The organism is Salmonella sp. SAL4457 (genome assembly GCF_046548235.1).
In the GTDB taxonomy this organism is placed as follows: domain Bacteria; phylum Pseudomonadota; class Gammaproteobacteria; order Enterobacterales; family Enterobacteriaceae; genus Salmonella; species Salmonella enterica.
The window spans coordinates 231305-254926 of record NZ_JBGDZO010000001.1 but is presented as its reverse complement, the minus strand read 5'-3'; the positions used below and the strand labels follow the sequence as shown (position 1 = coordinate 254926).

The 23622-nt window shown below is 48.4% G+C and carries 19 protein-coding genes and 6 pseudogenes; 5 read left to right on the top strand and 20 right to left on the bottom strand.

What is annotated here, in order from left to right; genetic code table 11:
• Window positions 1–14: 14 nt before the first annotated feature.
• On the top strand, window positions 15–881 hold the full coding sequence (gene pduX, locus ACLJNW_RS01270; protein WP_038803957.1) for an L-threonine kinase PduX: 867 nt from the start codon (window positions 15–17) through the stop codon (window positions 879–881).
• A gap of 33 nt (window positions 882–914) precedes the next feature.
• Here pduX and ACLJNW_RS01265 read toward each other — a convergent pair whose 3' ends face one another.
• The 8 genes and pseudogenes from ACLJNW_RS01265 to ACLJNW_RS01230 form a co-directional block, all read right to left on the bottom strand.
• Window positions 915–1250, bottom strand: coding sequence for a DUF496 family protein (locus ACLJNW_RS01265; protein ID WP_000450405.1), 336 nt, complete (start codon window positions 1248–1250; stop codon window positions 915–917).
• Window positions 1251–1494: 244 nt separating this feature from the next.
• A complete protein-coding gene (locus tag ACLJNW_RS01260; protein WP_001200854.1) occupies window positions 1495–2553 on the bottom strand; it encodes an FUSC family protein in 1059 nt (352 codons plus the stop codon).
• 118 nt (window positions 2554–2671) lie between these two features.
• On the bottom strand, window positions 2672–3139 hold the full coding sequence (gene sbmC / locus ACLJNW_RS01255) for a DNA gyrase inhibitor SbmC (RefSeq protein WP_000384326.1): 468 nt from the start codon (window positions 3137–3139) through the stop codon (window positions 2672–2674).
• 150 nt (window positions 3140–3289) lie between these two features.
• Complete coding sequence (gene dacD / locus ACLJNW_RS01250; RefSeq protein WP_000925044.1) at window positions 3290–4462, bottom strand: serine-type D-Ala-D-Ala carboxypeptidase DacD; 1173 nt, start codon at window positions 4460–4462, stop codon at window positions 3290–3292.
• 123 nt (window positions 4463–4585) lie between these two features.
• Window positions 4586–5350, bottom strand: a complete 765-nt coding sequence (gene phsC, locus ACLJNW_RS01245) for a thiosulfate reductase cytochrome B subunit (RefSeq protein ID WP_001092553.1) — start codon at window positions 5348–5350, stop codon at window positions 4586–4588.
• Complete coding sequence (phsB, locus tag ACLJNW_RS01240; RefSeq protein WP_001016236.1) at window positions 5347–5925, bottom strand: thiosulfate reductase electron transport protein PhsB; 579 nt, start codon at window positions 5923–5925, stop codon at window positions 5347–5349. The genes phsC and phsB overlap by 4 nt, the downstream gene beginning before the upstream one ends.
• A gap of 14 nt (window positions 5926–5939) precedes the next feature.
• Entirely contained in the window at window positions 5940–8216 is a 2277-nt protein-coding gene (phsA, locus tag ACLJNW_RS01235; protein WP_024154639.1) for a thiosulfate reductase PhsA, read from the bottom strand.
• Window positions 8217–8475: 259 nt separating this feature from the next.
• A pseudogene (locus tag ACLJNW_RS01230) lies at window positions 8476–8568 on the bottom strand (heavy metal-binding domain-containing protein); the annotation flags it as partial.
• 266 nt (window positions 8569–8834) lie between these two features.
• Between ACLJNW_RS01230 and sopA the strand changes: the two are divergent.
• Window positions 8835–11187: pseudogene (sopA, locus tag ACLJNW_RS01225) on the top strand (SPI-1 type III secretion system effector HECT-type E3 ubiquitin transferase SopA).
• Window positions 11188–11316: 129 nt separating this feature from the next.
• On the opposite strand, the pseudogene ACLJNW_RS01220 reads toward sopA, so the two are convergent.
• Window positions 11317–11394, bottom strand: a pseudogene (locus ACLJNW_RS01220) (hypothetical protein); the annotation flags it as partial.
• Between the two features lie 159 nt (window positions 11395–11553).
• On the opposite strand from ACLJNW_RS01220, the pseudogene ACLJNW_RS01215 reads away from it, so the two are divergent.
• A pseudogene (locus ACLJNW_RS01215) lies at window positions 11554–11625 on the top strand (hypothetical protein); the annotation flags it as partial.
• Window positions 11626–11973: 348 nt separating this feature from the next.
• On the top strand, window positions 11974–13464 hold the full coding sequence (gene gogB, locus ACLJNW_RS01210; protein ID WP_010835411.1) for a type III secretion effector GogB: 1491 nt from the start codon (window positions 11974–11976) through the stop codon (window positions 13462–13464).
• Window positions 13465–13734: 270 nt separating this feature from the next.
• Here gogB and ACLJNW_RS01205 read toward each other — a convergent pair.
• A pseudogene (locus ACLJNW_RS01205) lies at window positions 13735–13893 on the bottom strand (hypothetical protein); the annotation flags it as partial.
• 35 nt (window positions 13894–13928) lie between these two features.
• Here ACLJNW_RS01205 and ACLJNW_RS01200 point away from each other — a divergent pair.
• A complete protein-coding gene (locus ACLJNW_RS01200; protein WP_001216644.1) occupies window positions 13929–14153 on the top strand; it encodes a PagK family vesicle-borne virulence factor in 225 nt (74 codons plus the stop codon).
• 119 nt (window positions 14154–14272) lie between these two features.
• Here the strand turns inward: ACLJNW_RS01200 and ACLJNW_RS01195 are convergent, their stop codons facing one another.
• The 10 genes and pseudogenes from ACLJNW_RS01195 to ACLJNW_RS01150 all read right to left on the bottom strand — a co-directional run bounded on the left by ACLJNW_RS01195 (window position 14273) and on the right by ACLJNW_RS01150 (window position 23520).
• Complete coding sequence (locus ACLJNW_RS01195) at window positions 14273–14854, bottom strand: tail fiber assembly protein (RefSeq protein ID WP_058652153.1); 582 nt, start codon at window positions 14852–14854, stop codon at window positions 14273–14275.
• Window positions 14854–15726: pseudogene (locus tag ACLJNW_RS01190) on the bottom strand (phage tail protein); the annotation flags it as partial. The pseudogene ACLJNW_RS01190 and the gene ACLJNW_RS01195, both read right to left, overlap by 1 nt.
• An 833-nt stretch (window positions 15727–16559) precedes the next feature.
• Window positions 16560–17186: a hypothetical protein gene (locus ACLJNW_RS01185; protein ID WP_024154638.1), complete on the bottom strand. Its 627-nt coding sequence runs from the start codon at window positions 17184–17186 to the stop codon at window positions 16560–16562.
• A complete protein-coding gene (locus tag ACLJNW_RS01180; RefSeq protein ID WP_023225456.1) occupies window positions 17170–18396 on the bottom strand; it encodes a baseplate J/gp47 family protein in 1227 nt (408 codons plus the stop codon). The genes ACLJNW_RS01185 and ACLJNW_RS01180 overlap by 17 nt, the downstream gene beginning before the upstream one ends.
• Window positions 18393–18725 carry a hypothetical protein gene (locus tag ACLJNW_RS01175; RefSeq protein ID WP_001261467.1) on the bottom strand — a complete coding sequence of 111 codons (333 nt, stop codon included), beginning with the start codon at window positions 18723–18725 and terminating at the stop codon, window positions 18393–18395. The genes ACLJNW_RS01180 and ACLJNW_RS01175 overlap by 4 nt, the downstream gene beginning before the upstream one ends.
• Window positions 18722–19438, bottom strand: a complete 717-nt coding sequence (locus tag ACLJNW_RS01170; RefSeq protein WP_024154637.1) for a hypothetical protein — start codon at window positions 19436–19438, stop codon at window positions 18722–18724. The genes ACLJNW_RS01175 and ACLJNW_RS01170 overlap by 4 nt, the downstream gene beginning before the upstream one ends.
• Window positions 19435–20478: a hypothetical protein gene (locus tag ACLJNW_RS01165; RefSeq protein ID WP_024154636.1), complete on the bottom strand. Its 1044-nt coding sequence runs from the start codon at window positions 20476–20478 to the stop codon at window positions 19435–19437. The genes ACLJNW_RS01170 and ACLJNW_RS01165 overlap by 4 nt, the downstream gene beginning before the upstream one ends.
• A complete protein-coding gene (locus ACLJNW_RS01160) occupies window positions 20478–20753 on the bottom strand; it encodes a hypothetical protein (RefSeq protein WP_000061271.1) in 276 nt (91 codons plus the stop codon). The genes ACLJNW_RS01165 and ACLJNW_RS01160 overlap by 1 nt, the downstream gene beginning before the upstream one ends.
• Complete coding sequence (locus ACLJNW_RS01155) at window positions 20750–21466, bottom strand: hypothetical protein (protein ID WP_000011138.1); 717 nt, start codon at window positions 21464–21466, stop codon at window positions 20750–20752. Before ACLJNW_RS01155 ends, ACLJNW_RS01160 begins: the two co-directional genes overlap by 4 nt.
• Window positions 21466–23520: a hypothetical protein gene (locus ACLJNW_RS01150; protein WP_024154635.1), complete on the bottom strand. Its 2055-nt coding sequence runs from the start codon at window positions 23518–23520 to the stop codon at window positions 21466–21468. Before ACLJNW_RS01150 ends, ACLJNW_RS01155 begins: the two co-directional genes overlap by 1 nt.
• Window positions 23521–23622: the final 102 nt, after the last annotated feature.

Genomic DNA, 23622 nt, shown 5'->3' with positions numbered 1-23622 from the left:
TGAAAGGTGATAACGTGGCTGTTGCGCAATGCCCCGCCTCATGTGGGGAACTTATCCAGGGATGGATTCTGGGCAGTGAGAAACTGGTCTCCTGCCCCGTTGACTGGTACAGCACCGTAGCAGTCACGGCTGCGCCGCCGTTGGTAAACGAGCGTCCATTGTCGCGGGCGATAGTGGAGCGAGTTCTGGCGCACTGGCAGTATCCTGCGCACTGGAGTAACGAGATTCGCGTCGATGTGCGTTCGTCAATTCCCGTTGCCAAAGGCATGGCCAGCAGCACCGCAGATATTGCCGCTACGGCGGTGGCAACGGCGCATCATCTTGGCCATTCGCTGGATGAAACCACCCTTGCACAGCTTTGCGTCTCAATCGAACCCACTGATAGCACCGTTTTTCATCAGTTAACGCTGTTTGATCATAATAATGCGGCCACGCAAATCGCCTGCGAGCCACCGCCGCCAATCGATTTGCTGGTACTGGAAAGCCCGGTCACACTGCGCACGCAAGATTACCACCGTCTCCCTCGCCAGCAGAAATTAATAGCAAGTTCAGCAACCTTGCAGCAGGCCTGGAATCTGGTGCAGGAAGCCTGTATAACACAAAATCCGCTCCGACTGGGTGAGGCGGCTACGCTTAGCGCTATCGCCAGCCAGACGCTGTTACCTAAGCCGGGCTTTACCGCCCTGCTATCGCTGGTCGAAGAGTGTGATTTATACGGATTGAACGTGGCGCATAGCGGTAGCGTGGTGGGTCTGATGCTGGACCGGAAACGTCATGATATTGCGCGTCTGAAAGATAAGCTGGCAGAGAAAAAACTTACCCGACACTGGCCAAAACAACATTTACTCAAGATGGTCACTGGCGGGGTCAAACTGCAGTGAGAGCCTGATATACGCTCCCACTGCCGTAGCGCATTATTCAGCTTTTACATCGGCGTGTTTCATTTCGCCCATCGCTTTCAGCTTTTTGGAAATGTCGCGACGCTCTTTGGAGATTTCGGCATTTTTAATGATGTAATCATCAACGCGATCTTCATAGTCGCTTTTCATGCTGGCGATGATACCCTGAATCGCCTCAACGCTCATACCTGGCTTGATGTAGTCGCTCAGGTTGTCCAGCAGCAGCACACGCTTCTGGTTGTCACGGATCTTCTTCTCAATGTCCTGAATTTCACGCTGCAGTTTATTTTTACGACGGAACAGACGAACAAACTCCAGCACGTCCTGGAAAGAAGGCTTGGTTGTTTCCATTTTTACACCCCTGATAATGTGAGATTCGGATTCGTTAAGCAACTGCTAGTGGATAAACATTACGTTTATCCCCGTCATACTTCAAGCCGCCAGAGGAAACACCGTTACGTCGCCGTCTGGGGAAACCTGAAGGTTCGGGGATAAAATCGTTGCCAGTAGCACTCATTTTATCCTTATATTAGTATCATACTCTTAATCTTTGCTGAATCGAAGCAGCAACAAATTCATTCACCCCATCTGCTTTTTATTTGCGCAAAGCCCGGCAGATCAAATGTGAAAGCAGTTCCAACTGTCGGGCAGTTTCCATACTTAGCCAAACATAGCCGTGGATGGGGGTTTCAGCCACCGCGTCGCCCTGCTGCTCGTTCATTAGCTGCCGCAACTCGGCAGCAATATCATTCAGTTTACCGGTGTTTGCCAGTACCGGCTGCGGGTTGCCTTCAAACAACGCGTGGGCGATCGTTAGCAAGGTTTGCTGCGTCATCTGCTGGGTTTCACGCAATGTGTGCGCGTTAAGCATCACAAAATGGCTGGCGCGCGTCGCCCAGTGGGCATTGATTTGTAATTCAAGCATACAAACCAGGTTGCGGTTGATGGTCTGAATGGCCTCGAAAATAGATTTTTGTATCCGGGTTTCTTTACTGGCAGGCGTTATCAGCCCGCGCATTTTGACGACATCGTTCAGCAACCGTTGCAAATGTTTATCCAACCGGGGGCGCTCCAGCAAATTCGGCGACAGCGCTGCCTGATACACCCGATTATACGCCGTGACGCAATGCGCCAGTTGGATGCGCCAGTGCAAAAAGGCGCGCTGGGGCCAGATGCCGGTAAACAACATCGCCAGTAGCGACCCCAAAATCACATCCCCGCCACGCCATAATGCCGTATCCATATCACCAGCGGGAGCGCCGACAACAACGGCAAGCGTTATGCCTATCAGTAGCGCCTGATACGGTTTTTTCCCTAAGGCCAGCCAGCCGCACAAAAACATCGCTATCGCACACCACACCAGCATCAGCGGTAAGGAAAAGAGCTCCAGGCGTAACGCCACCAGCCCTAACGCCGCGCCCAGGATCGTACCGCCTATGCGCTCAAAAGCACGAGGCACTACATTTCCCCAGAATGAGATGGGCCCCATAATCACCACTAACGTGATTAGCGGCCATGTGCCCTCGGGAATAGAAAACAGACGAACCAGCAGAAAGGTAAGAATGAACGCCAGGGCGATACGTATGCCATGCACGATGCGATAATGACGGTACAACCGTATTTCAAAAGGGCTTAATGACTTATCGGCACGCACGCTTGCGCTCCTTACGGGAATGGCAAAAAATGCATTGTACCTGCTTTATAGCAAAAATAGCGCACTGGCGGACGGAACACATTATCCGTCCGCTCTTTTCAGACAGGAAACCAGTCGATCACTTCCGCTGTACCGGAATATACATTTCAATATCCCAGTATCCATCTTCCATGCCGTTATTCAGATAGGTTTCAAAACAGGGCGCAGAGGCTATCTGATAAGCGCTATCCTGCTCCAGGACGTCAAAAAACCGTTCCCACGGCTTCGCAAAGTCACGGTCTTCCACTCGCGCGACAGCAGTGGCATATTCGCCGCCTTCAATGGCGGTCACGATTACGCCTTCGCTATTGTCCGGCAGGATGAAATTCTCTGCCACGGACACCACGGTATCGCAGCGGAGTTTTTCCGCAGGTACGACATCTGGATTGTCGTAATAGACGGCAATCCATTCAACTGGCACGATCCGCTGTCGATCCACCCACGTCATCAGTTGTTCAAAACCCTGCTTCACGGTGTGTTCCCATGGACCGACCATGTGGAAACCGGCTATCTTGCGTTTTTGTTCCTGCCTGATTTCGTAATCCATGCTGCCTCCGTCACTTTACTATACTGTATGAATATACAGTATAATTACAGCCTTTTACGGTCACAAGGACAGCGTGATCATTTTGTGAGCAACCTCGCAATCCCGCCCTTTTGACACCTCAGATGACGGTGAACGGTGTGTGACAACGGCTTACGCTTTATGCTGAAAATAGTCGCTCAGACGAGAGAACATACCGCCTTTACCCACCGACTCCAGAGTGACCAGCGGCCACTGAGCGATCAGTTTATCTCGATCGTAGAGCTCTATTTCACCTACCCGTTGATGAGCGGCGATTGGCGCCTCCAGCTCTTTTCTATCCAGCACATATTTTGCTTTGATATGCGGAATTTCCGCTTTAGGCAGCGCCATCCAGAAATCCTGTTCCGTACCCAGCGCAATCTTTTCTTTGTCTCCGTACCAGATCCGCTCGCTGCCCACTTTTTTGCCGCTGTGCAAAATCTGCACCGTCGCAAAGTTTTGCTGGCCCCACTGCAACAGTTTTCGCGCCTGTTCCTCACGGCCTTTCGAACTTTTCGCCCCCATCACGACGGCGATAAGTCGACGCTGCCCGTCCACCGCCGATGCGATAAGATTAAACCCCGCCCCCGATGTGTGTCCGGTTTTAAGCCCATCAATATGCATGGTCTTATCCCACAACAAGCCGTTGCGGTTCTGCTGTGTGATGCCGTTCCAGGTCAGGCTCTTCTCGCTGTACATGTGATAAAATTCAGGTTCACCGTGAATAATCGCCCGGGAGAGTACGGCCAGGTCATACGCGGAGCTATGTTGTCCCGGCGCATCCAGACCGTGGACGGTTTCAAAATGGGTATCCTGTAAATTGAGTTTTTTCACATAGCTGTTCATCATCGCCACAAACTGCGGCTGCCCGCCCGCGATATAATCCGCCAGCGCCACACAGGCATCGTTACCGGAATCCACGATTAAGCCACGGCTTAAATCACGCACCGACACGCGATCTCCTTCTTTTAAAAACATCAACGAGGAGCCGACAAACACCGGATTATCCTTCGCCCAGGCGTCGCGCCCAACGGTGACGATATCGTCAGGGCTGATACGATGACTATCGATGGCGCGATCGACGACGTAGCCCGTCATTAGCTTGGTAAGGCTGGCGGGATTACGTTGCTGGTGTTCATTACCGGCGGTAAGAACCTGTCCCGTAGTGTAATCCATCAACACCCAGGCGCCTGCATCAATGGCTGGCGGTTGGGGAGCAAAACTTACGGCATCGGCCGCAAGCGCAGGAGAAAGGTGCATCGCGAATAAAGAAGCGGCAATAAACAAACGGCGTTTCAACAGCATGTCCTCAGGATGGTCTCAATTTGCCGTTCTTTTTACGGAAGTTCAGTTAAACAAACATGGATAAATTGCAAGAAAATGTGACACAAGGCACATTTTCTTGCTGACATTATTTTATGGATACGCTCAGACGGCGGACTTATCCCCGCGCGGCGCGGTACGATGACGATGATAGCCGTCAACCATGCTACGGAAAATTTGTCCCGGCGTGTCGCCAAGAGTACACAGATAGAGATGCGCGCAAATAAACAGTAAGCCGATGATAGCAAGCGCCATATGCAGCACCAGCATCACAGGGCCCAGACCCGCAACCTGCGGATAGAGACACAGCAAACCGGTGATGATTAACAGCGGTACCAGCGCGTACATAATCGCCAGATATGCCAGTTGTTGCAGTGGATTGAACTTATTCTGCTCTGTTGCCGCGAACGGATGCGCTTCCCCTTTCATAATGCCAAAAAGGTAAAAACGCGTCTGGCGTATGCAGCGCGTTACCAGTCCGGAAAAATTTACCCGATAGTGACGCCCGTTACCTGTGGTGAGGTTGATCAGCACAAACCCGACCCAGAAAGCCAGTAAGGCAAAACCACACCAGGTATGCACTTGTACCATTAGCGCTACAGGGCCGAGAGAAAAATGACCAAATAAACCGCTTAACAGTAATAAAACAAACAGTAACGCATTTCCCCAATGCCAACGGCGAATCGCCAGCGAGTAGAGATAGTCACGATGCTCTTCGCCGCCTGCCGTTTTTGGCGCCAGCATCCGGCGCAATAACGCATGGATAACCAACCCAACAAGCATGAGCAGCACCACGACGCCTGCATAAATTAACCACAGCGGCCAATAATCTGGCGCATAGTGTAGTTCCGCTCCCCAGATAGTATTCATGCTTTACCCTCCTGATGGACTTCTTTACGACGGTACAGACTGACCGCGCCGCTACGCGCCTCCTGCTGGCGATAGACCTCTTTCTGACCGACCCAGCGCTGGATCTCGCTCTCATCCAGTCTGCCGAATTTCAGCGCGTCCGTTGGGCAAACGGATACGCACGCCGGAGACTGGCCAGCCGCCAACCGCGTGTCGGCGCAGAAGTTACACTTGTCGGCGACACCGGTTTGCGGATTCAAATAGCGCACATGGAAAGGACACGCGGCAACACAATAATCGCAGCCAATACAGCGCGATTTATCCACCTGCACGATCCCGTTTTCATCACGATATGACGCTCCGGTAGGACAAACGCTGACACATGGCGCATTTTCACAGTGCTGACAGGAGACGCGGACAAATTGAAAATGGGTTAGTGCGTTGGATGCCTGTTCAGGGGCGCGAATTTGTACCTGTACGCGGCTAAATCCCTCCGGTACGTCATTAAGCACTTTGCAGGCAACGGTACACGCCTGGCAGCCGATACAACGTTTTTCATCATGCAGCATGACGTACTGATTCGTTAAATGATTCATGGTTCCCTCCTCCCTCATGCCCGGCTCAGCGTCACGCCTGCGGTATGCACTACCGTACCGGATACCGGACTCGTCACGTGCGGCAGTAAATTTCCGCAGTGGATACCGTGTGTCGTCGCCGCCGTTTTGGCCCCAGCTTTAGCGCCAAATCCCATATAGACAAAAAGCGTGTCCGGGCGGATACCGGGCGTCACCAGCGCCTTACCTTTCTCTTTACCCGTGGCATTTTCCAGCCAGATCTCATCGCCGGTCTTAATGCCTTTTTCTTGCGCCGTTTGCGGATGAACCCAGACCGCGTTATCCCACATTAGCTCGCTGAGTAAAGGTACGTACTGCGTCGCGCCATTGGTATGCACGGCCACCTTGCCCTGAATGAAGTAAAGCTCATTCTCTTTTTTCAGCGCAAAGTCACGAACGCGCGGAACGCCGTAGCCAGGGAGCAATTCCTCCAGGGTTGCGGAATAAAGTTCGATTTTGCCGGAGGGCGATTTGAAGCGAAGCTGTTCGCCATAGGTGTTGTCACTGTCCGTCGCGATAGCGCCGGGGTAACGCGCCGTAAACTGACGAACGGATTCTGGTTCGCGTAATAGCAGCGGAACGCCCCATTCGAGATACCCTTTCTGTCGCAGTTCCTTCGCTAAGGCATGGTCGCCGTTCAACTGATAGAGTTGGCGCGTCTGCATATCCTGCCACGGATAGTACTGCCCTAATCCCAACTGTTCGCCAAGTTCTTTCCAGATTTGCCAACTCGGACGCGCCTCGCCAATCGGCTCTACGACCTGTTGGCGCAGAGCGTAAGCCGGGTGCAGTCCCGACATATCGGATACCTCTTCGTCCCGTTCGAGATAGGTGCATTCCGGCAGCAGATAGTCGGCATATGCCGCGCTCTCGCTCAAATAGACATCGCAGCTGACCACCAGATCCAGTTGCTCAACGGTTTTTACCAGGTCCGAACGACAGGTGACGGTCTGGAAAGGATTATGCCGCGACATAATCCACGCCTTTATCGGGTAAGGCTTCTGGGTTAACGCCGAGTCAATAATGCTTTGCACCACGCCGCCGCCAGCGGCGATATATTTAAACTGCGGTGCGACCAAATCGATGCGTTGCGCCGTCGGTTTCGGCATATTTTTAATGTTGAGTTTCGCCAGCGTTGGCGCGACCTTTTCTCCGGCCAGTTTATTGTAAACAGACGCGTTTTTTTTCTGATATAGCCCGCCTTCGCGCTCAATATTACCGAGCAGCACATTAAGCGTAAAAATCATACGCCGCATATCGATCTCTTCCTGCGAGAACGTCGCGCGATGACCAGGACTGACAATAGCGTGAGGCGCGCAGGCAGCCAGTTCGCGTGTCACCCGGACAATAACGTCGGCTGGGACATCGGCCTGCGCGGCGGCCCATTCCGGCGTCGTCTCTTTTACCGCCTGTGCTAACTGTTCAAATCCGCTGGTATAACGCTCAACAAAAGACGCATCGTAGAGCTGTTCATCAATCATGACGTGGCACATCGCCAGCAGAACCACTAAATCCCCCCCGGGACGAATAGCGTGCCACTCATCCGCCTTGCTGGAAAATATCGACAAACGCGGATCGAAGCTCACCATTTTGGCCCCCTTCTCCTGCGCGGTCATTAACTCATGGGTATCGGCAACTTCAATCCCTTCATACAAATTGTGGCCAAACGAAACCAGATAGCGCGTGTTAGCGATATCCATCGCCAGATCGCCGCCCATCATCACTTTTGCCGCAATGGCTTTCCCGGCAGGGCATGTTGAGGCGTGCGTAAAGGTATTAGGCGAACCAAAGGCCGTAGCCAGATGGAAAAGATGGCTGGAGAGCGAGCCCGATTTGGAAGAGAAAGCCACGCTCTCGGGGCCATGCTGCGCTTTGATGGCATTCATTTTCGCCGCGATTTCCTGGTAAGCCTGTTGCCAGCTAATCACCTGCCATTCACCGTCGCCGCGTGGCCCGGTGCGTTTCATAGGTTTTACAATCCGTTGCGGGTCATTGACCAGGCTGACGCCGCTCCCGCCCCTGGCGCATATGCGCGTCCCCTGCTGCGGCGCAGAAGGATTGCCCTGGATGAAAACGGTCTTGTTATTGACTACCTGCGCCTGAATAGGGCAACGAAAGGAACACATTTCGCACAAGCTTGGCGTTAGCGTGGTTTTACCGTTAATGCCGGCAATCGGGTTGCGCGCCAGCGCCCCGGGCGGAAAAGCGCCCAGCGCGCAGGCAGAGCAGCCGATGCCTACCCCCTGCAAAAAAGAACGACGACTAATGCTCATATAACCTCCTGTTATTAGATATAGCTGAAGATTATATTTAATTTGTATTATGAAATGTCGGCTTCAATCACAATTTGAAATAGTTGTTAAAATGAGCATGTCAACACGATAAAACCTTTTATTTTATAAATATTTTACATTTCCTGAACACGCACATGGACTGTCATTGAATAATCAGCAGAATTACCAAACAACCCGCTGTTAATTATAAAAATGATACAATTCCAATAACACGTAATAATATTTAAAAGAAAACGATTATTTCCTGAAAAGCGATTTCACGCGCTTTACGCAGTTCTTTCTCATACGCGCCGGAACGTCCGCCGACGATATCCCGAATGCCGGTGAAAAACGCTGGTTGAGCATCGAAGCGGGTTTACTTTTGCGTGCACATGGGCTTCGTTACCCGACCCGCTCCCTTATGCCTTGATTTTTCCGCAGATACGTCAGCGTCCCACAATACGGTGACATGATGACAGGATGGACACTTTCTGAAAGAAACCTGCCAGATAACATGGTGAATTGTGATCTCCATCGCCATACCGACATATGAAGCTTACTTTTAAGGCGTTAAAAATCCAGACCGTTTTTCCATAATGATGTTGATAAGGAATTCTAATGAAGATATCATCAGGCGCAATTAATTTTTCTACTATTCCTAACCAGGTTAAAAAATTAATTACCTCTATTCGTGAACATACGAAAAACGGGCTCACCTCAAAAATAACCAGTGTTAAAAACACGCATACATCTTTAAATGAAAAATTTAAAACAGGAAAGGACTCACCGATTGAGTTCGCGTTACCACAAAAAATAAAAGACTTCTTTCAGCCGAAAGATAAAAACACCTTAAACAAAACATTGATTACTGTTAAAAATATTAAAGATACAAATAATGCAGGCAAGAAAAATATTTCAGCAGAAGATGTCTCAAAAATGAATGCAGCATTCATGCGTAAGCATATTGCAAATCAAACATGTGATTATAATTACAGAATGACAGGTGCGGCCCCGCTCCCCGGTGGAGTCTCTGTATCAGCCAATAACAGGCCCACGGTTTCTGAAGGTAGAACACCACCAGTATCCCCCTCCCTCTCACTTCAGGCTACGTCTTCCCCGTCATCACCTGCCGACTGGGCTAAGAAACTCACGGATGCAGTTTTACGGCAGAAAGCCGGAGAACCCCTTACGGCCGCAGATCGCGATTTTTCAAACGCAGATTTCCGTAATATTACATTCAGCAAAATATTGCCCCCCAGCTTCATGGAGCGAGACGGCGATATTATTAAGGGGTTCAACTTTTCAAATTCAAAATTTACTTATTCTGATATATCTCATTTACATTTTGACGAATGCCGATTCACTTATTCGACACTGAGTGATGTAGTCTGCAGTAATACAAAATTTAGTAATTCAGACATGAATGAAGTGTTTCTACAGTATTCAATTACTACACAACAACAGCCCTCTTTTATTGATACAACATTAAAAAATACGCTTATACGTCACAAAGCCAACCTCTCTGGCGTTATTTATTTTACATGAACCGGATAATTCATCACCTCCGTCAGTATCAAGGGGCGGAAATTTTATTCGTCTAGGTGATATCTGGCTGCAAATGCCACTCCTTTGGACTGAGAACGCTGTGGATGGATTTTTAAATCATGAGCACAATAATGGTAAAAGTATTCTGATGACCATTGACAGCCTGCCCGATAAATACAGTCAGGAAAAAGTCCGGGCAATGGAAGACCTGGTGAAGTCATTGCGGGGCGGCCGTTTAACAGAGGCAGGTATCCGGCCAGTTGAAAGTTCGCTGGTGAGCGTACTGGCCCACCCCCCCTATACGCAAAGTACGCTTATCAGCGAGTGGATCAGGCCTGTTCAGGAACGTTTTTTTGCCCACCAGTGCCAGACCTATAATGACGTTCCCCTGCCGGCTCCTGACACATATTATCAGCAGCGCATACTGCCTGTGTTGCTGGATTCGTTTGACAGGAACAGCGCCGCCATGACCACTCACAGCGGACTCTTTAATCAGGTGATTTTACACTGTATGACAGGCGTGGACTGCACTGATGGCACCCGCCAGAAAGCTGCAGCGCTTTATGAACAGTATCTTGCTCACCCGGCGGTGTCTCCCCACATCCATAATGGGCTCTTCGGCAATTATGACGGCAGCCCGGACTGGACAACCCGCGCTGCAGATAATTTCCTGCTGCTTTCCTCCCAGGATTCAGACACGGCGATGATGCTCTCCACTGACACGCTGTTAACAATGCTAAACCCTACTCCTGACACCACATGGGACAACTTTTACCTGCTGCGAGCCGGAGAGAACGTTTCCACCGCGCAAATCTCCCCGGTAGAGTTATTCCGTCATGACTTTCCGGTGTTTCTCGCCGCATTTAATCAGCAGGCCGTGCAGCGACGCTTTGGGGAACTGATTGATATCATCCTCAGCACTGAAGAGCACGGGGAACTGAACCAGCAGTTTATTGCCGCCACGAACCAGAAACATTCCACCGTAAAGTTGATTGATGATGCCTCAGTGTCGCGTCTGACCAGCATTTTTGACCCCTTGCTTCCTGAAGGCAAACTCAGCCCGGCACACTACCAGCACATCCTCAGTGCTTATCACCTGACTGACGCCACCCCACAGAAGCAGGCGGAAACCCTGTTCTGTCTCAGTACCGCATTCGCACGCTATTCCTCCAGCGCCATTTTCGGCACTGAGCATGACTCTCCGCCGGCCCTGAGAGGCTATGCGGAGGCGCTGATGCAGAAAGCCTGGGAGCTGTCTCCGGCGATCTTCCCGTCCAGCGAACAGTTTACCGACTGGTCCGACCGTTTTCACGGCCTCCATGGCGCCTTTACCTGTACCAGCGTTGTGGCGGATAGTATGCAACGTCATGCCAGAAAATATTTCCCGAGTGTTCTGTCATCCATCCTGCCACTGGCCTGGGCCTAGTCCAGCCTCAACCCGCATGAAATTAAGGGACACAGCGTTGTGTCCCTCTGTACATAGACCCGTTTTAGTCCATGCATTTTTTGAGATCCCGGCCAGATTGCCCCTGGCCTAAATTCCATACAGTACTAAATCAGAATCAGTAATTTCAGATGGACCGGAATATGGTTTACCATAGAGGGAGCGTAGTTTAGTGTCGCTGATGGTCATTTTAGTATTTTGTACTCAATGATTTTAATGTTTATGTACTCACCATCGCATGTACGAACATTAGCAACGATATCAATTGGTGTACAAATACAATCAATCAACGACAAAATAAAAGAATAAAATATTTCATATACAGATAACATCAGGCGTGTACATCAAGTGACAGTTAAAAACGACAGCATACAGAGCACATTCCTCTTCCACGATTACGAAAACAAAATCGCAACCCACTGAATTAAATAGAATTAAACAAAAGTGACATATAAAAATGTACTTAATTATGTACTTTTGAAATCGTCAGCATACGATCTGCTGATCAACATACGACGTTACATCACAATAGAGGTCTATACGATCTATAAACCTATAAACACGGTTACAGTCAGTCCTGACTAAACAGCAGCCGGCCTACCGCAGTCACGTTCTTGCAGACAACGTGACTGCGGTAATCCATCCCACCGGATTGTCTTCAAATTCTCCATGTTGCTGAATCGGCTAACAGCTTCTTAAACGATCGGTATTAGGCTAGGTTCTAAATCTTGCCTGAATGAAAATAAATGTAATAATGATAGCTTGGTATTGACATATAGATTGAAAAAGCGCATGAAAATAGGATTCCAACCAGCCATATTGCAATATGCATATACAAGTAACGAGGCGACATCAAACCTTGAGTTATTAAATAAATGGAGAATAGAATCCCCAGATATTGAGAAGGAGGAGCGTAATAGTATTTACGACAAAATAATAGAAGCAAATCATACCGGGAGCTTATCAATTACTGCTCATCATGTTACCTCTATTCCGGTATTTCCTGATAATTTATCCGAGTTGAATTTATCTTCATGCTATACACTGGAGTCTATTCCAAATCTTCCTGATGGGTTAAAAAGTTTAACTATATCTGGAAATCAGACCATTAAAATTTCATATTTCCCAGATAGCTTAGAGTCACTATCTATAGATATGCAGGCATATGAAGAAAATTATACTTTCCCCGCATTACCTTATGGATTAAAGAGTTTTACTGCGTGCTATGGTAAATTTTTGCCTCCCCTTCCTCCGCATCTATCTTCTTTGTCATTGCAAAATTTCCCTGAAATATTATGTGCTGAGTTACCATATAAATTAGATAAATTAGACTTACAAAATTGCCCTTTCTTGCCATTAATGAAAATGTTACCTGAGGGGTTAAAAGAACTAAGTATTGAACTTATACAAACAGTTCCCGGTACTGTTATAGATGATATTTTGCCTGATAAGCTAAAAAAATTAAGTATCAACTTTTGTGATAATATTAAACTTCCAGTTAAGCTTCCTGTTAATTTAAAGTCTATCAATTTATCCTCAAGGACCCCTATTGTATGGGAAATACCAACCTGCAATCTGCCTGCACATATAGATATTAGTACCGATGGTTATGTTAAGCTTAATCCTGAATTTCTTACCAGGAGTGATATTACCTTTAGTAACAAACCTGCAGGAGATGCGTTAAGTTTTCAGCCTGGAGATGTGGTTTATGGTTTATGTAAGGCAAGAGATCGAGTAAATACTTTAGTTAATTCGTTATATTATTTTTCAAAAAAAGATATTATTATTCAAAATACATTAACAGATGCGGTCTGGGACAGGAAGAATAGAGCCGTGTTTAATAAAGATGAGAAGATAGCAGAAAGATTGAATGATGTTCAGAGAGGGACTTTTTTTAGAGAATTTTTATCTCAACATAAAAAATACAATATTACCGAAGATAAATATTCAGACTTATCCAATGAGGAGTGCTGGATAAAAACAAGTAAAGCCGGTCTTGAATTCCAAACACGATTAAGGGAACGGTCAGTTATTTTTGTCATTGACAATTTAGTTGATGCTATAAGTGATATCGCAAATAAAACAGGAAAGCATGGTAATTCTATTACAGCACATGAGCTAAGATGGGTATATCGGAATCGACATGATGATCTGGTAAAACAAAATGTTAAATTTTTTCTTAATGGTGAGGCTATTTCACACGAAGATGTTTTTTCATTAGTTGGTTGGGACAAATATAAGCCTAAAAATGGAGTGTGATATTTAACGTGTGATTCATAGAAATCGTTGACTTTAAAAATAAAATATGCAATTAATATATTTATATATAGAGCAGTCCTATTGGAGTTAAGAATATATACTACCCCTAACTCTAGACTACATGCCAACTTTACTTAGTATCATATTTTCTTGCTACATATCTGTTTGGCAAGGGTATGAATAAAAAAACAAGATTAATTTAATTGATATCGCAACAGATAAGCACTTGCATTTATCTTTAAACCTTTTTATGGCCAACCAGATTTTTCACCATCTGCGCACGTTTATTCGGGCATGCGTTGAAAACCTGAAAAAAAGAAAAATATCGATGCTTATTATTTTTTCTTTAAGTAAATTTTCGCTCAACAAACTTAATTGTTTATTCAATGACGATGAAGCGTGAACTATGCTGGAAATGAAGGAAGTCAACAGTAAGGATAGTCTGAATATTCACGGGTGATATTATGAGACACGTTAAGAACATATTTTTAGTCCTGGTTTTTGCATTGTCGGCAGCAGCTTTTTCCACATCTGCGATGGCTGCCAGTACCCCTCCTCCAGATCACAAACCGGGCGGACTAGACATAGGCGATATTGTTTTACCGCCTCCACCAGATTGGTGTAAAAAGTATCCAGAGGGTACAATGAGACCACCTGAGTTTGGAATAATCTGTCAGTGGAATAAATAATTTTTAGCTGGCTGACATAACCATATTTTTATGGTTATGTCAGCTCAGCACCAAGGCATTATAATCTCTCTGTGCGCGTTTCTATCTTCCACAGTGGTAAAAACTAATCCCGCCAATCATTAATGGCTAGCTGGTTTCTCCGGCCAGTCTGGATTTGAGGTATCCACCCGGTTTACCAGTATCCTGTATTTTTTCCATTCGTCGAGCTGCGCTTTCTCATCATCTGTTGCGATATCAAGATCAACAGCATCCTGTAACGGCGCGATTTTTTCAGATGCTATTTGCAGGAGCCTGTTTTTGGTTTCTTCCGCCTGACGAAGCTGCGCTGCTTTTTCAGCCGCTTCGTCTTTTACCCAGACCTTAGCCTTACTATCCCATTTCTGGTATTCACCACCTGGTGAAACTGATGTGACATTTTCGGGCAACGGACCAGGAGCGGAGATATAAACCTGATTGCCGGTTGTTGTGTCGTAAACCATCTCGCCGCGGTGATCCTCATGCAAACTCCATGTCTGGGTTTCAGCGTCAAATATAGCAATATGACTGGCGGGAATATCAGGAGGGGCGATATCAGTACAGTTTGCCGGTAGTCCTGTGTGCGGCGGAATATACGCATCACCTGCACCAATAAATTCGTTAGTATCTGAACGCAGATTGAAAATTTTAATTGTCTGCGCCTGTTCGCTCATTTTAAAAGTCATTATGCCAGCCTCACTATGTAGTTAAATGCAATATTTTTAACCGTGGTTTCCGCATTACCGTCTGCGTCCACAATAACGACGTGACCGTGTGGACCGATATACATGGTGTGCTCGTGTCCTCCGATATAAACTGTATGCGCATGGTCGCCAGCGGCCTGTGTCCATGCACCACCTCCAGGCTGAAATGAGGTGTGATTGGAATCTCCCCAGTATGAATTGATATAACCGCCGAACTGGTGAGTATGATTGCCCGTGGTATTGGTCGATTTCGTGCCGTAATCAAAGGATGAGGTAGATTTTGTCCCTAAGTCAGTATCCTGCGCCCGCGCGGTGTGCGAGTGCGATTTGTTGCCGTCCATTTCTTGCGACAGTACAGCACGTCCACTGATGGGCTTACCCTTTATTGTCCAGCCTCGCATGTCAGGGATAATGCCGGACGGATACGCTATAGCCAGTAACGGGTAAGCAGATTTATCGAAGGACTGCCCCTGCATCAGGGCGTAACCGGCTGGGGTAGCATCAGACGGCCATGCTATCGGCGCCCCTACTGGATGCGAATCCGGAGGTGGGTTTAGTGTGGTGTAGAGCATTGCCCATTCGGACCACTCAGCATCGGCGGTATCTCGATGGCTGCGAATATATGCGGGCGCTGGCGCACCGTTTGTCCCGCTCCAGCCAATGAGGATTTCCCCATCACCGGTTCCGGTCAGACGCAAAATATTTCCGTATTGCGTCGGATAGCCATTGTTGTAGACCTCGCCCATTATCAGACCGCCATCACTGCCTCTTGTCGTGCCAGTCAGTGCCGGTAACCTGCCGCGTGATGCCAGTCTGTTCGCTGCAACAGCCGTACCGTTGGCAGGAAGCGCTCCGATATTTTGTACAAACAGCGGCTTATTCGGGATATCCGCACCACACTGGCTTTTAGCCATGTAGTTTTCATCACTTTCGGTTTTGCTGTAGACCTCAAGACTGGACCGACCTTTGGCCTTATCCGGTACGTCGGACAGGTTCTGGTCCTTCTGCAAATACCGTGATCCCAAATAAATCTCCAGGGGATTAAGCACAGAAAAATAGGTTTTTGTATTATCCAGAACGCATAAGACAGGAATATCTTTAATAATATCATTGGCCGATAACTCTGCTTTATTCCCCTTGTATAGTGGGAATATGCCAAGCACACGTCCTCCCATCGTCAGTTGCAGAGTGCTGGCTCCGGTATTGTTTAGCGCCGGAATAACCACAAGTGGAGTGCGCAATGTCCAGTCAACTCCACCATTGACGAAATAAGTTGCTGGTAACTCCAGCGTCAGATTATTTTCTGTACCTCCGGCCACACCAGCGACATAATGCCCACTCTGGAGCTCTTCAATTTGTACAAACTGATTTTCAGATCCTCGCGTCGCAAAATTCGCTATAACGTCATTCAGTGACCATCCCTTCGCTGTTGTACCTTCCTGACCGCGAATAACCGTCAGCATGTCATTATTAACTGCAGTCAGATGGCATACCTCAAAAACTGTTTCTTTTGCGTCTGTCAGTGTAATTTTGGCGTAAGTTTTAAGAGGGTTTGAGCTGTTTGCATAATCGCTGGTCAGCAAATTAGCAAACATCGCTCCCACACCAGGCATCACCTGAATGGTCGTCTGGCTGGCGGTAATATCAGCCGCCAGTGAGGAGACGACATTATTTCCGAATCCAATAATCATTGCTCAACCACCGTTACCGAATAGGTATAAATAAAAGGGAGTTTCACCAGCGACTGGTCAATTGCATCTTTAAGAAAGTGTCCGACACCATCGCCATAGTCAGGAATGGAGACAAAAAAAATGCCCTTATCGGGCATTACACTAATATCAAAAGTGGACTGTACAGGTGGGTCTATTCCGTTATCTCCATGTATAAAGCGTGCAAGCCGTCGTTTGAACCAGTTGATACAGAAGTGCGAACCATCGCCTTTATAAAAATTCCATGTCAGTATCCGTTTAAAATAGTCGTCCGGAACATATGACGCTGAGCCGGGAACATAATTTCTCAGTTTTGCATACGCGACATTATTGTACTCAATAGTGTTATACGCCCCACGAGCAATGGCATCCTCGGAGATTTGAAGTAAGGGGCGTGATTCCCCATAAATACCCGCCGCAATCCAGTCCAGCAACTCACCGGTAATCGCCGGGGAGGTCCAGCAAGGTAAATTCAGGTTGTTAAAGTAATCAAGATACTCCTGTGCCAGTTTGTTATAAGCATCAAAAAAGGCAACTATATCCGGATCGTCATTATATTGCGTATAGGGGTAGGCCGGAATAATGCTTTCAAGAAGAGCTGCCATATTGCTTAACCTGAATTTGTGAAAATGAAGTGGAAAAATAGGCGTAAGTATCACCATAAACCAGGCTGGAGTCGGTTGCAGGTGGGACAATTTTTCCGTTTATTCCAACCTGAATATCAATCATTGATACAAGGTTTGAAGATACAAGCCCCTTAACCTGATTAAGAAAAATATCCCGAATCAGGAAAATGTTTATTGGTTCACCCGTTGCAATTCCGTTAATGTAATCAGCAATGCTTTGCTGCACTGCTTTTTCAATCCCGGTTGGATCGATATAGCTGGTTGAGGCTGTATTCCAGGTGATTAAAAGCGTAACGTTTTGTGATGATGGCACTACAAACGGCACGTGATACGTATCCGGATACACAATGATCGGTATCGTTTTTTTATCCACCGCAGCGCCTGATGGATTCACTACATCATTCGTCAGTACGGAGATATCTGGCACAGCTTTATAGATAGCGTAAGCCACTTCATAAGGATCGCCGCCACCAGCAATCGCTACCCATGCCCCCAGCGATGCCTGTCGGTATGAGATCAGATTCTCCTGTACACCATAAACATTTTTCAGTTCAATCCGGTAACAGTCAGGCGTTCCCTGTACACCGTACATACCCGCCTGGAATACCTGGGCACGGTATGAAGAAAAAGTCTGTTCCTGCGCGCCGGGTAATCCAGCGGTAAGGTTGGTGCAGGTCAGGTTGTATGTATTCGGTACTGAGGTTTTTATCTGATTTACAGTTCCCGCAGGTACTGCCCAGGAGCCCCCGGTTGTTGCCAGGCAATAGACAGGCTCCGTTTGTCCACTTTCCGGGATCATCGTGTCACGCTGAACGGTATAGGTGTAGGTTCCATCCCCGACCATAAAACCTTTCGGTATAGCAAACCCGGGCGGGCCACTGAACACCACATAAACCGATGTATTGGTACCCTGCCCTTTCTGAACGCCGTACATATCACCCAGTTGCGCCAGCAGGTGTACATTTGCCGAATACGGGCTGCATGAGTTAATCAGGTCAACCCGCGCCTGATCACATACCACAAGCGCACCGACGCTCGTACTGACCATATCTTCAATCAGCGATCCTGGTAGATTTGTGGTTATCCCCGGGGACAGCGCTGTTGCAGTATCAATAACCAGTTGCCGGAGTTCATCCGTCGTTTTAGGAACAGGGCCGGCAATATCATAACTAATGGGTAAATCACTCATACATACACCTGAGCCACTATTTTAGAGCCTGAGTTAGTAATCGCCGAAATGTTGTAAACAGGGGGATCAACATCCGCCAGCGCAATCTGTAGAGAGGAAAAATATTTGCTGAACTGCTGCTGGAGCCGGTTAACATAAAAAGTCGGCAGTATCTGCTGAATAACTGAGCCGTTAGCCGGTATACCGTGGTTAGCAAAAAACGGGGACTCCTGCGGGGACAGCTTCAGATTCTGCACCAGCGTTGTGAGATACACAGAATCGTTAAACCCGTTTTCGTCAGTCGTGACCGTTACCCACTTCCCGTCTTTATCTCGTCCGTATGTCCTCATTCGGTAATACTCCCGTTGAATTGTGACGTTGGCCCTCCGGTATCCTGTCCGTCATTACCATTGCTGTGCCTGTGGCTATTAACCCACTGAACCAGCTTTTCCCAGCCCTCCAGCATGATTTTCGGGCTGGTGCTGGCCGCACTGTCAGTCAGTGTTCCACTCTTCCCTGTCAGCGACCAGGTACCAGCGGTGAGCGTCAGAGCTGTACTGCCCACCGTCACTTCGAATTTTTCAGGTGTGGCAATCGTGATACTTTCCGGTGTGAGCAGAAACGTAGTGTTGCTTTTCGCATCACGAATGGTTACCCCCTCCGGTCCGTACAGCGTCAGTACCTGACCATCGACGTTCTCCCACTCCGTGTTACTGATGGGTAAAAACACCAGCGCACTGAGATTTGCGGGGGGTGTCAGATCAGCCGTTCCCCCTCCGAGGCCGCTGGCGCCGCCCAGGTAGGTATCCGCCGGGATGACTATCCCCTTATCTCCTTTTTGCATCGGGTATCTGATGTACTGAGGGCCGAATAGCGGAATGGTCAACTGAGGTAACGTGTAGGGAATGTCCCGCAGCAAAAAGGTAACAGTGACCATTTTCCCGGACTGACTGACGACCTCTGCGGGTAAAATCTTTCCGGCCATCTGCATAGCGGCGGCTATTTTCTGGTCGGCGAAATTATTCATATTGCCGCCAAAATTGAGTTTTTTATTTATACTCATGTTGCAGCAATCCCCCCTGTTGGATGCGCCTCGATAACAGTTACCCAACTGTTTGCGTCCGGTTGCCTGCTGTTACCCACCAGACGGACCGAAGACACCAGAAAATCCCCCGTAAAAGCCGAGTCATCACGAAACTGTGAGTATGACGATGCCTGGATCATCGGCCTTAATTTCTTCGGCATCCGGATATAATCGCCCACCTGAATATCGCTGCGCATAACGCAGGGAATGGATACCGTACCAAACTGGATCCATGTCGGTTGACCAACAAGATCGGTAAATTCAATTTGCACGGGATTTTTACTTCTGTAAGAGGCGCTTTTTTTGGAATCTTTATCCTGGTGGTTAGCAAAATCGTTATCGAATACGCGGATCTCCCTGCCGTTCACCATCGCTATTTCAACACCAGAATAATTACTGTCCTTAATGATGCTTTTACTCAGCGAGTTAAGTCTGGTCGCAAGCTCCTGGAGACTGCCGCAAAACATATTGCTGTCATAATTATTCACCAGGCGATCGCTGATACTGACTGAGAACCGATAGTCACCTCCCAGCGTCTGAAAGCATTGCGTCAGCGCGACAGAAAGCTTAACCCCTTTGTTCCACGGCACCGTTAAATTTACGGGTGCCAGCGGTAGTGGGTTAATGTCAGACACAGGGCCGGCGGTCACAATAAGATCCAGCCGTAACTCGGTCCCTTGCCAGTTCCCCAGCACCTGCCAGATGGTCCCTTCCAGCACCAGTCCACGCTGTTCCGGTTTCGCCAGCGGCAACCCTTTTGACATTCCCACCCACATTTTTATGGTCATGCCAAACATATCCTGTCTGGCCTGTTGCATTTCCTGCGGACTGATGCCCCAGACAGTGATGCAGCTCTGCCCTTTGGGAGTGGATTCACCAAAACGGAGAAGGTCGAATTCAACCATCAGGCACCCCGGGTTAAATACCCCGTTTTTCATGCTACTGTACTGTCTGTACAGCGTACCGGGGTTGCCCTTAGCATCCGGAGCATTAAAAATCTGAATGTCGTAGAAACGCATCAGTTAAATACCTCAATCTGACCGTCAGAAACACGCCATACCATTCTGGTTTTGCTGAATGCCCCCACCAGTAAATTAATATCGTAATTCTTTGGGGAACCAATAACCGGTATTGTCAATTGCCGACGGCCTGAGTTATCCGTGATATTGAGGTACCAGCGCTGGGCGGCAATATTCCATTTCGTCTGGCAGTTATAAACTTCACCATCGAGAACGGGAGTAAAGACCATGCTTTTCTGTTCGTTACCGGAGAAGGGATAATACGCCATGCTCATAAATTAAATGCCCCGCTCAGTTTTCCGATTAAGCCAATAACCGCACCCGATACACTACTGCCGAGTGAGGTATTACCAATCGCCGAGATGGTACTGGTCCAGGCGCTTTCTGTTGCCTTGTCCCCGTTATCAATCTTGCCCAGATAACTGTTTATCGCCTGTTCAGCCCCGGTTTCAGAAAGCAGTGGTTGCTCAAAATCCCATAACCATTGCCGCTGCGGTAAGGCATCATTCGATCCGGTAACATCACGCACCGTTCTCAGTATACAGTTGCTGTAAATAATACCTGGCGTTGCCACAATAAACGTTCCGCCAAGACTGGCGTGTGCCTGCAATACGGCCTGCAACGAACTCAGCGTGACCAGCTTTGTCATGGCGCCGGTGTTTTCATTTACCGGCGCATCCATCAGCATTGGAATGCGCAGCGGCTGCGAGAGAAGCGCGTTGGCTGCCACCGCCTGATTTGCAAACGGATAACGACCAATGTCGTAATCAACCATTGTCCCACCGGGCGCCGCTCGCCAGTGGCAGAAATACTTATCCAGATCCGTCAGTTCAATAGCGCCCCCCATCAGACCTGAAACGTAGCTGGCGCTCTGGGTCAGGGCGACTATCGGCAACATGCCGCCGGGTATACTCTGCGCCACACCATCGCAGAGAATAACCGGGGAGATTTCAAAACCGAGCTTGTAGAGCTCGCGGGTAAATGACATTAACCGAACCCTCCAAGTTGCGTACTGGATACAACTGCATTACCGCCGGTATTGTTATAAACAACAAGTCCCTGAGCATGGCCACGCTTCTGGTTATCCAGAATTTGTTGCAGTATCTGGTCAGTTTTCCCCGAACCCTGTTGTACTGGTTGTACGACAGGGTTACTTGTGCTGGTACCGGGCAATTCAGAACCATACTGGGCAAGATATTGTCCCCGCACGCTGTCGGATGGATTTATATCCTGCAAAGATTTTTTCTGCGATTCCTGAAAATGACCTCCGGCATTATTGATAATCTGTGTGACCTTCTCTTCACTTAACCGGGAACCGGCACCTTCTTTTACTGACATGGCAGTAATTAATTTCGCGAGCGTCCTAGTATCATTTAAATTCAGCTTTTCGAATTCACTACGGCCAGTCGCATTCACAACATGCCCGATATATGCTTTCGTATTGTTCTCGTTAGATGGAGCCCATTTACTGATAATATCGTGAATATTGTTGATGCCCTTTGTGCCGTATATTTGCAGTTGTTTTGCAGCAGCGAGAACACCTTCATCTAGGCTGGGGAACACAGCAAATTTCCCGCTTCTGGTATTGGCGGTTTCATAACCTGCGGCATAACGTAAATTCGCAGGATTATTGAACCTGTCAGCAATGGTTCGCCCCTTAGCATGAACATCAGCCTGTTTCCCGTCGACCGGCTTAACATCTCCTGATGCAAAGAATTTTTTTACCCCTTTCAGCCACGACCACACTCGCGGATCATCATCCCCACCCGGGGTGTAAGTCTCACTGGTAACGGGATCGGTGCGCTTCTCGTCGCTGAGTATCGATGACTGGGATTTAATGTCATCCGTCGTGATGTCGGATTTACCACTTATCCAGTCAATGACTTTGCCGATAACCCGACCAAGTCGCTCCACTCCGGATATGAAAGCTTCAACATCTTTCTGGAATTCGGGGGAAGCCAGATAGTTACCAAACCGGCGTATACCATCTGAAAGGCCATCAATCCATTTTCCCAGTTCCGGCGATTTAAGGACCGTTTCAATCGCGCCGGAAAAGGCATCCGAAAGTTTTCCCAGCTCCGGCGCCAGCGGTGCCAGTCCCCGGATAAACGTATTCCCGATACTGACCTTACTGCGGTCGAGCTGAATGTTGAAATCCTGCCACTGGCGAAGCTGCTGGTCCGTCAACTGAAGGCGGCGGGTGTCCTGCTGTGCCTGTTTCGCCATCGCATCGATTTCTTCATCGCTCATTTTTTTGAAGCGGTTCAGATCGTCAAGGGTGAAATAGTTCGTCAGCCCGTAGGCTTCCGCCCCCTGCTGCGTACTGCCGTTACGCACAAAAATATCACGCGCCGCTTTTATCATTTCAGGTAAAAGCTCAGCAGGATCCCTGTCCGGGTTATCGACTCCCATTGCCCGGAACTGCCAGCGTTTACTCAAATCAAGCTGCGCATCACGTATGGCGCCCAGAGTTCCGACAGGATTACCCAGCGCTTTCTGAAAATCGACAGCAGTCGAATTAAGTCCACCTGCCGTCGTCCCCAGCCCCATCGCAGTAAACCGTTGTGCGGAGGCATTGCCGGCCAGGTGGTTAAGCCCCCACAGACCGCCCGCACCAGCCAGCCCGGAAAAAAGCCCCAGAACGGTTCCCCATGAAAGCAGGCTGGTTGTGGCATCTTTGATATGACCTGCCAGCGATTTCGCATCCTTGCTGGCTTTATTCAGGAAATTGCGCGCACCGCCGGACTTCTTGTTAAACTCCGTCTGGGTTTTTGTGGCCTTCTCCAGATTACCGTTGAGTCGATCGAGGCCGTCATTAACAGATGCTAACGCCGCAACGCCATCAGCGAACGCTTTTGTAATCCCCTCCGTACCATCCCGGACACGTTCTGTCTCCTTTGCGGCCTCGCCGAGTCCGTGAACCGCCCCCCGCCATTGTTCAGGTAATTCGCCGAGTGCTTTCTGGTATTCATTGAATTTTTCCAGGAACGACTGAAATTTCTCGTCCTGAACATCAATTTCGACAATGGATTTAGCCGCCATTGAAATACCCCTTGTGTCTTATTTCCTCCAGAATGAACCGCTGCCGGAAATGGAGCGGGCTTTTATATTCGCCGCAGCCCAGTTCACGGCAGAGTTGACTGA